The sequence below is a fragment of the Achromobacter semiaridum genome, assembly GCF_053543755.1.
On sequence record NZ_JBLVOL010000080.1, the window covers coordinates 1 to 8,032 of the forward strand.

Genomic DNA, 8,032 nt, shown 5'->3' on the forward strand with positions numbered 1-8,032 from the left:
GCGGCCAGCGCCCCGCCCGCCGCCGTGACGCTGGTGGCCAGGCCCGCGTCGCGCGCGTCCTCAGCCGAAAACGCCTTGCCCTGCAACAACCATTCGGCCGCGCGTCGGCCCGCCAGGCGCGGCATCAGCAGGCTGGACGCGCCTTCGGGGCACAGGCCCAGCGCCACAAACGGCATGCGCAGCGTGGCGCCCTGGCCAATATGGACAAAGTCGCAATGCTGCAACAAGGTGACGCCAATGCCGATCGCATAGCCCTCGACCGCCGCGATCACCGGTACCTCGGCCGTGGACAGCGCCCGCAGGAACGTCAGCCCCGCGCTATCGCCCGCGCCGCGTTCGGCCTGGAAGTCTCGCAGATCATTGCCCGCCGTGAAGTGCTGGCCCGCGCCGGTCAGGATCACCGCCGACACCGCCTGGTCGGCGCTGGCCAGCGACAGCTGCTCGGTCAGCGCGGCGTAGGTGGCGGTGTCCAGCGCGTTGCGGCGGTCCTGGCGGTCGATGGTCAGCGTCAGCACCGCGCCGTCGCGGGCGACTTTCAGCCCCGCGCTCATGCGAACGACCTGCCTTCCAGTTGCGCCTTGGCCTCGGCATATTCGCGGCGCAGCGTGGCGACGATTTCGCGCGTGGGCAACACGCTGGCGATGCCGCCCACGCCCTGGCCCGCGCCCCAGATGTCTTTCCACGGCTTGACCCGCGAGGATCCGAAGTTGGATGCTCCGCTGTCCGGCTGCGGCAGGTTGGCCGGGTCCAGCCCCGACGCGGTAATGCTGGCCTTCAGGTAATTGCCCGGGATGCCGGTGAAGAACGGCGTGTACAGGATGTCGGACGCGCTGGCTTGGACGATGGCGGATTTGTAGCCCTCGCTGGCGTTGGCTTCCTGGCTGGCGATAAAGCGCGTACCCATATAGGCAAAGTCGGCGCCCATCGCCAACGCCGCCAGCACGTGCGCGCCGGACGTGATGGCGCCGGACAGGATCAGCGGGCCGTCATAGAAGCGGCGCACTTCGGACAACAGCGCAAAGGGGCTAAGCGTGCCGGCGTGGCCGCCCGCGCCCGTGCACACCAGGATCAGTCCATCGACGCCCGCTTCCAGTGCCTTTTCGGCATGGCGAAGCGTGGTGACGTCGTGAAAAACCTTACCGCCCCAGTCGTGCACGCCTTTGACCAGATCGCCGGGGGCGCGCAGGCTGGTGATGATGAGCGGCACGCGGTGGCTGGCGCAAACGGCCAGGTCCTGTTCCAGTCGGTCGTTGGACTGGTGAATGATCTGGTTGACCGCAAACGGCGCCACGACGGCGCCGGGGTTGGCTTCCCGGTGCGAGGCCAACCCGGCCTGGACTTCATCCAGCCAGTCGGTCAACAGGCTTTGCGGTCGCGCGTTCAGCGCGGGGAACGAACCCACGATGCCGCTTGTGCACTGCGCGATCACCAACTGCGGGTTTGAGACGATGAACATGGGGGCGCTGATGACCGGCAGGGACATCTGGCCATACAAATCTGTCACGAGAGAGTGGGGCATAGCGTCGTCGCGTTGTGTCCAGGTCAGTCCAGAAAGGGCTTGCCCGCAAGCACTCGGGCACCGAAAAACCATCTTGAGCCCAAAAGGCGGATGTGCCTATAATTACCTACCGACCGTCCGGTAATTAATTAATCTTTATTTAACGGCATGCGCCGAACCGCTGTCAATGCAAGGTCATCCGACCCGCGCGGGGACCTCGGCGCAACCCTCCAAAGGCTGTCATGGCGACCTCCGCCCCTCCTGTTCAGAAACGCGCCCGCGCCGGCCGCCCGCCCACGCTGGTGGCGCCCCGCGAACGCATCCTGGAAGAAGCCGCCAAGCTCTTCGCCCAAAGCGGTTACGACGGCAGTTCGGTGTCGGACCTGGCCGCCGCCATTGGCGTGTCCAAGGCCGCCATCTATCACTACTACACCACCAAGCAGGACATTTATGACGCCATCATCCTGGGCGTGCTGAATGGTTTGACCCAAAGCGTCGGCCAGGATGTGGCCGCCGCCCAGGGCGCAGCCGCCCGGCTACGCGCGTTCATGGTCGGCCACGCCCGCTACTTCGAACAGCACCATGCCGAATTCGTCACCATGCTGATCGGTTATTCCGGCATGGCGCTGCCCGAACGCGAAGACGCCGCCCGCCTGCGCGATGGCTACGAAAAGCGCCTGCGCGAAGTGATTGCGCAAGGCGTGGAGCAGGGCGTGTTCCGCACGCTGGATGTGGCCGCGACCGGCCGCGCCGTGCTGTCCATGCTTAATTGGATGGTGCGCTGGTACAAGCCCGGCCAGGGCGACAGCGCCGAGACCATCGCCGACGGTTATTTCGATTTACTGGTGGGCGGCATGCGCGCCTGACGCACGGCCACCGACCCTCTGCCTGCTTATCCATCTTCTGAGACTTGCACCATGGCCCTCGACACCGAAACCCTGAACCTGTTGCTGGACGCCGTGCACCGCTTCGTGCACGAACGCCTGATTCCCGCCGAAGACGAATTGGCCACCAGCGGCCAGGTGCCGCCGGACATCGTTAACGAAATGCGCGAACTGGGCCTGTTCGGCCTGTCCATTTCGCCTGATTTCGGCGGCCTGGGCCTGACGATGGAAGAAGAAGTGCGCGTGGTGTTCGAACTGGGCCAGACCTCGCCCGCCTTCCGTTCGCTGGCGGGCACCAACATCGGCATCGGCTCGCAAGCCATCGTGCTGGCGGGCACGGACGAACAGCGCGCGCGCTATCTGCCCAAGCTGGCCAGCGGAGAGCTGATCGGCTCATTCGCGTTGACGGAGCCGGACGCCGGTTCCGACGCAATGGCGCTGCGCCTGTCCGCCGAGCGCGACGGCGACAGCTACGTGCTCAACGGCACCAAGCGCTACATCACCAACGCGCCCATCGCCGGCCTGTTCTCGGTGATGGCGCGCACGGCGCCCGAACGCCGCGCCAACTCCATTTCGTGCTTTCTGGTCGAAGCCGGCACGCCCGGCCTCATCATCGGCAAGCCCGACAAAAAGATGGGCCAGGCCGGCGCCTTGACCAGCGATGTGGTGTTCGACAACTGCCGCGTCCCGGCCAGCGCCTTGCTGGGCGGTGAAGAGGGCAACGGTTTCCGCACGTCGATGCGCGTGCTGGACAAGGGCCGGCTGCACATCTCCGCGCTGTGCGTGGGCATTGCCGACCGCTTGCTGGCCGACGCGGTCAAGTACGCCATGGAACGCAAGCAGTTCGGCCAGCCCATCGCCGAATTCCAGCTGATTCAGGCCATGATCGCCGACAGCCAGGCCGAGCTTTACGCCGCGCGCTGCATGGTGCTGGATGCCGCCCGCATGCGCGATCGTGGTGAGAACACCACCATGCAAGCCGCCTGCTGCAAGCTGTTCTCGACCGAAATGGTGGGCCGCGTCGCGGACCGCGCCGTGCAGATCCATGGCGGCGCGGGCTACATGTCGGAATACGCCGTTGAACGCTTCTACCGCGACGTGCGCCTGTTCCGCATCTTTGAAGGCACGTCGCAGATCCAGCAGTTGGTGATCGCGCGCGAAACGATCAAGGCGCATTCCTGAGCGTTTTCCGCCTGGAAATCCGGTCATAGTGTCCAAACAGCTAATATCCGGATTGACGAATGGTGCCGCGGGCGCGACCCTAACGGTCCGCGTCCGGGTATGACGCGCCGGCGGCTCAACCCGCCGGCATGACGGAATTCCAGTCTGGCTTCGCGCGTGGCCGCAAGCCGGACGTTTTCATTTCTCATCTAGCGAAAAGACTACAGATGTCGCAACGTCCCGCTCCCCTTACCGGCATACGCGTGCTGGATCTGACCCGCGTGCTGGCGGGCCCCTGGTGTACCCAGAACCTGGCCGACCTAGGCGCAGAGGTCATCAAGATCGAACGGCCCGGCTCGGGCGACGACACGCGCGCGTGGGGGCCTCCGTACCTGAAGGACGAAGCGGGCAACGACACCACCGAAGCCGCCTACTACCTGTCCGCCAACCGCAACAAGATGTCGGTGGCGCTGGACATCGCCTCGCCGCGCGGCGCCGAGCTGGTACGGGAACTTGCCCTGCAAAGCGACATCCTGGTGGAAAACTTCAAAGTAGGCGGCCTGAAGAAATACGGGCTGGACTACGAAAGCCTGAAGGCCATCAACCCGCGTTTGATCTATTGCTCGATCACCGGCTTCGGCCAGACCGGCCCGTACGCCAGCCGCCCCGGCTATGACTTCATGATCCAGGGCATGGGCGGCCTGATGAGCATCACGGGCGAGCGCGACGACCTGCCCGGCGGTGGCCCGCAAAAGGCCGGCGTGGCCGTGGCCGACCTGATGACCGGCATGTATTCCACCGTGGGCATCCTGGCCGCGCTGCTGGAGCGCGCCAACAGCGGGCTGGGCCAGCACATCGACATGGCGCTGCTGGATTGCCAGGTCAGCATGATGGCCAATCAAAACCTGAACTTCATGACCTCGGGCGCGGCACCCCAGCGCGCGGGCAACGCGCACCAGAACCTGGTGCCTTACCAGGTGTTCGCCGCGTCCGACGGCCACTTGATCGTGGCGGTGGGCAACGACAGCCAGTTCCGCAACTATTGCGGCGCCATCGGTCTGCCGGAGCTGTCCGCCGACCCGCGTTTTTCCACCAACCCGCAACGCGTGAAGAACCGCGCCGAACTCGTGCCGCTACTGGCCGAGCGCATGGCCACCGGCGCGCGCGACCACTGGCTGGCGGCGCTGGAAGGCGTGGGCGTGCCGGCCGGCCCCATCAATACGCTGGACCAGGTCTACGAAGACCCGCACGTGCTGGCGCGCGAAATGAAGCGCGAACTTCCGCATCCGGCCGCCGGCAAGGTGCCGATGGCGTCCAGCCCCCTGAAGTTCTCCGACAGCCCGGTCCAATACCGCCGTCCGCCGCCCATGCTGGGCGAGCACACCGCGCAGGTGCTGGCGGAAAAGCTGGGTTTGTCGGCTGAAGAAATCCAGGCGCTGGCTCAAAGCCAGCCCTGATCGCGGCGGGCGGCCAGGCGCCGCCCGCTTGCCGTGCGCCATGCCGCGGCGCGCACCACCATTCCAATACCCAATACAGGCAGGAGAGAGTTGATGACGGAGATTCAAACCATCGGCGTCGTGGGCGCCGGGGCCATGGGGCGCGGCATCGCGCAGATCGCGGCGCAAGCCGGGCTGCGTGTGCGCCTGTACGACACCAGCGCCGACGCCGTGGCGGCCGCGCGCGAATCGTTGCGCCAGACGTGGGACAAGCTCGCTCAAAAGGGCAAGCTGACCGCCGCCGACGCACAAGCCGCGCTGGAACGCGTGGAATCCGCCACCGCGCTGACCGATATGTCGGCCTGCCAGTTGGTCGTGGAAGCCATCGTTGAACGCCTGGACGTCAAGCGCGACCTGTTCGCCGCCCTGGAAGGCGTGGTCTCGGAAGACTGCATCCTGGCGTCCAACACGTCGTCACTATCCATTACCGCCATCGCGGCTGCCTGCAAGCACCCGCGCCGCGTGGCCGGCTATCACTTCTTCAACCCGGTGGCGTTGATGAAGGTGGTGGAAGTCATCGACGGCCTGCGCAGCGCGCCCGAAGTGGGCGACGCGCTGGCCGACCTGGCGCGCCGCATGGGCCACACGCCCGTGCGCGCCAAGGACATGCCGGGTTTCATCGTCAACCACGCGGGCCGTGGCATGAACACCGAAGGGCTGCGCGTGGCCCAAGAGGCTGTGGCCACGTTCGCCCAGGTTGACGCCGTGATGCGCGAGCAGGCCGGCTTTCGCATGGGCCCGTTCGAACTGCTGGACCTGACCGCGCTGGACGTGTCGCATCCGGTGATGGAATCCATCTACCGCCAGTTCTTCGACGAAGCGCGCTTTCGTCCGTCGCCCATCACCACGGTGCGTCTGGCCGGTGGGCTGATCGGGCGCAAGGCCGGCGAAGGCTTCTATGTTTACGCCGATGGCCAAAAGCAAGTGCCCGCTGAACCGCCGGTGCCGGCGCTGCCCGACGGCCTGAAGGTGTGGGTCAGCCCCAAGCACGCGGAAGGCTACGCACGTGCATCGGCGCTGGTTGAAAAGCTGGGCGCCACCTTGGTCACCGGCGCGTCGCCCGACGCGGACGCGCTGATCATCGTCACGCCGTTTGGCGATGACGTGTCGACGACGGTGTCGGCACAAGGCCTGAATGCCGGCCGCACGGTGGGCCTGGACGCGCTTTACGCCTTCGATGGCGCCAAGCGCCGCACCATCATGGTGTCGCCTGCCACCGAAGCCAAATGGCGCGACGCGGCGCATGCCCTGCTGGCCGCCGATGGCGTGCCGGTGACGGTGATCGAGGATTCACCGGGCTTCATCGCCCAGCGCATCGTGGCGATGATCGTCAACATCGCCAGCGATATCGCGCAGCAGCAGATCGCCACGCCGGAAGACATCGACAAGGCCGTGACGCTGGGCTTGGGCTACCCCGTGGGCCCGCTGGCGCTGGGCGACAAGCTGGGTGCCGACCGCATCCTGGAAATCCTGAAAAGCATGCAACGCGTGACGGGCGACCCGCGCTATCGCCCCAGCCTTTGGCTGCAACGCCGGGTGCAGCTGGGCATGTCGCTGTTGAAGTCGTCGGCGGAATAAGCCGCAGCGGCGGCCCGGCGTTCCGGCGGCCCGGCGTTGCCCTTACCCGTAACGCACCATAAAAAAGCCCCTTGAATGTTCAAGGGGCTTTTTACTGTCCGGGTCATCCGCATCGCGGCTCCGGCGACATACGCCGGGTTTACTTGGCGTGATCCACCATGTACTGAACGGCGGCGCGGATGTCTTCTTCCGAGGCGTTGGCGGCGCCGCCCTTGGGCGGCATCGGCGGCTTGCCTTGCATGGCGACCTTCACCATGGCGTCCATGCCGGTCTTGATGTAGGGGTCCCAGGCAGCCTTGTCGCCGAACTTGGGCGCGTTGGCCACGCCGGTGGCGTGACAGGCGAAGCAGACGCTCTTGTAGAGCTTTTCGCCAGCCGGGTTGACGGCGGCGGCCTGTTGCGGGGCAGCGGCAGGAGCCGGCGCCGCGGCGGTCGGGGCAGGAGCGGCGGCTGCGGGGGCTGTGGGGGCTGCGGCAGCCGTTGCTGCGGCAGTCGCCGGGGCGGCGTCCGCTTCCTTCTTCGCGCCTTCTTCCGCCGGAGCGGCCGGTTCAGGCAGCGAGGCGCCCGACTTGTTGGCCATATAGACCACCGCGCGCGCCACTTCGTAGTCGGACAGCGTCGGGTTGCCACCCTTGGCCGGCATGCCGCCCTTGCCGTGCAAGGCCACATTCAACATGGTGTCGTAGCCCGACTTGATGAACGGCGCCCAGGCTGCGTTGTCGCCCATCTTCGGTGCGCCGGCCACGCCGGCGGTGTGACAGGCCGTACAGACGGCGGCAAAGACCTGTTCGCCCGTCTTGAATACCTTGGGCGCATTGGCATCCACAAGCTCAAACCCCGCCACCGGGGCGATGCGCTTGGTGACCGCTTCAGGGGACAGGGAATCCGAGCCGGCGCCGGTCTTGGTACCGGAGACCACCATGTTCACCAGGAGGATGATGATGGCGATGGGGATCACGAAAGACAGGACGATCGTGACGACCAGTTGCTTGGGGGTCTTGATGGGGGAGGAGTGCTCTTCTATGTGTTCCTGCTCGTTGCTCATGACCAAATCCTGCTAACGGGTGGGGCGCCTGGCGGCGGCAACAGAAAATCAGTAACTGCACAAATCGGCGGACAAGTCGGACATCCGCCTGCAAGCAAACGCTGGATTATATAACGGTGTCAGGGACGAGCGTCCAATGCATCTGACCGGGTTTTCGATGAGATTGGCGGAAGATTTGACCCACTTCATGCAGCCTATCGAAAACTAGGTACAATGTCGCCTCCTTGCGCTGCGCCCGTAGTTCAATGGATAGAATGAGAGTTTCCGAAGCTCTTGATACAGGTTCGATTCCTGTCGGGCGCACCACCAACGTGCACAGCGCTTGTGTTACTTCCGCAGTACCCCCTCCGCATTACCCCCACGCATTACC

At 65.7% G+C, this 8,032-nt stretch carries 7 protein-coding genes and 1 tRNA gene; 5 read left to right on the forward strand and 3 right to left on the reverse strand.

All coding sequences use genetic code 11. The features are described from left to right. Together ACNPP0_RS20825 and ACNPP0_RS20830 are read right to left on the reverse strand one after the other, a co-directional pair. A partial coding sequence (locus tag ACNPP0_RS20825; RefSeq protein ID WP_448706881.1) for an enoyl-CoA hydratase-related protein occupies positions 1–551 on the reverse strand: 551 nt, incomplete at its 3' end. Next, positions 548–1,519 carry an NAD(P)H-dependent flavin oxidoreductase gene (locus ACNPP0_RS20830; RefSeq protein ID WP_448706882.1) on the reverse strand — a complete coding sequence of 324 codons (972 nt, stop codon included), beginning with the start codon at positions 1,517–1,519 and terminating at the stop codon, positions 548–550. The genes ACNPP0_RS20830 and ACNPP0_RS20825, both read right to left, overlap by 4 nt. 221 nt (positions 1,520–1,740) lie before the next feature. On the opposite strand from ACNPP0_RS20830, the gene ACNPP0_RS20835 reads away from it, so the two are divergent. The 4 genes from ACNPP0_RS20835 (at position 1,741) to ACNPP0_RS20850 (ending at position 6,617) form a co-directional block, all read left to right on the forward strand. Further along, complete coding sequence (locus tag ACNPP0_RS20835; RefSeq protein WP_448706883.1) at positions 1,741–2,364, forward strand: TetR/AcrR family transcriptional regulator; 624 nt, start codon at positions 1,741–1,743, stop codon at positions 2,362–2,364. 51 nt (positions 2,365–2,415) lie between these two features. After that, positions 2,416–3,564, forward strand: coding sequence for an acyl-CoA dehydrogenase family protein (locus ACNPP0_RS20840; protein ID WP_046806605.1), 1,149 nt, complete (start codon positions 2,416–2,418; stop codon positions 3,562–3,564). Between the two features lie 206 nt (positions 3,565–3,770). Further along, positions 3,771–5,000 (forward strand): CaiB/BaiF CoA transferase family protein, encoded by a 1,230-nt coding sequence (locus ACNPP0_RS20845; RefSeq protein WP_448706884.1) that lies wholly within the window; start codon positions 3,771–3,773, stop codon positions 4,998–5,000. A gap of 93 nt (positions 5,001–5,093) precedes the next feature. Next, positions 5,094–6,617 carry a 3-hydroxyacyl-CoA dehydrogenase gene (locus tag ACNPP0_RS20850; RefSeq protein ID WP_332612441.1) on the forward strand — a complete coding sequence of 508 codons (1,524 nt, stop codon included), beginning with the start codon at positions 5,094–5,096 and terminating at the stop codon, positions 6,615–6,617. 139 nt (positions 6,618–6,756) lie between these two features. On the opposite strand, the gene ACNPP0_RS20855 is transcribed toward ACNPP0_RS20850, so the two are convergent. Further along, a complete protein-coding gene (locus ACNPP0_RS20855; RefSeq protein ID WP_448706885.1) occupies positions 6,757–7,662 on the reverse strand; it encodes a c-type cytochrome in 906 nt (301 codons plus the stop codon). Between the two features lie 231 nt (positions 7,663–7,893). On the opposite strand from ACNPP0_RS20855, the gene ACNPP0_RS20860 reads away from it, so the two are divergent. After that, a tRNA-Arg gene (locus ACNPP0_RS20860) sits at positions 7,894–7,968 on the forward strand. Positions 7,969–8,032 lie beyond the last annotated feature (64 nt).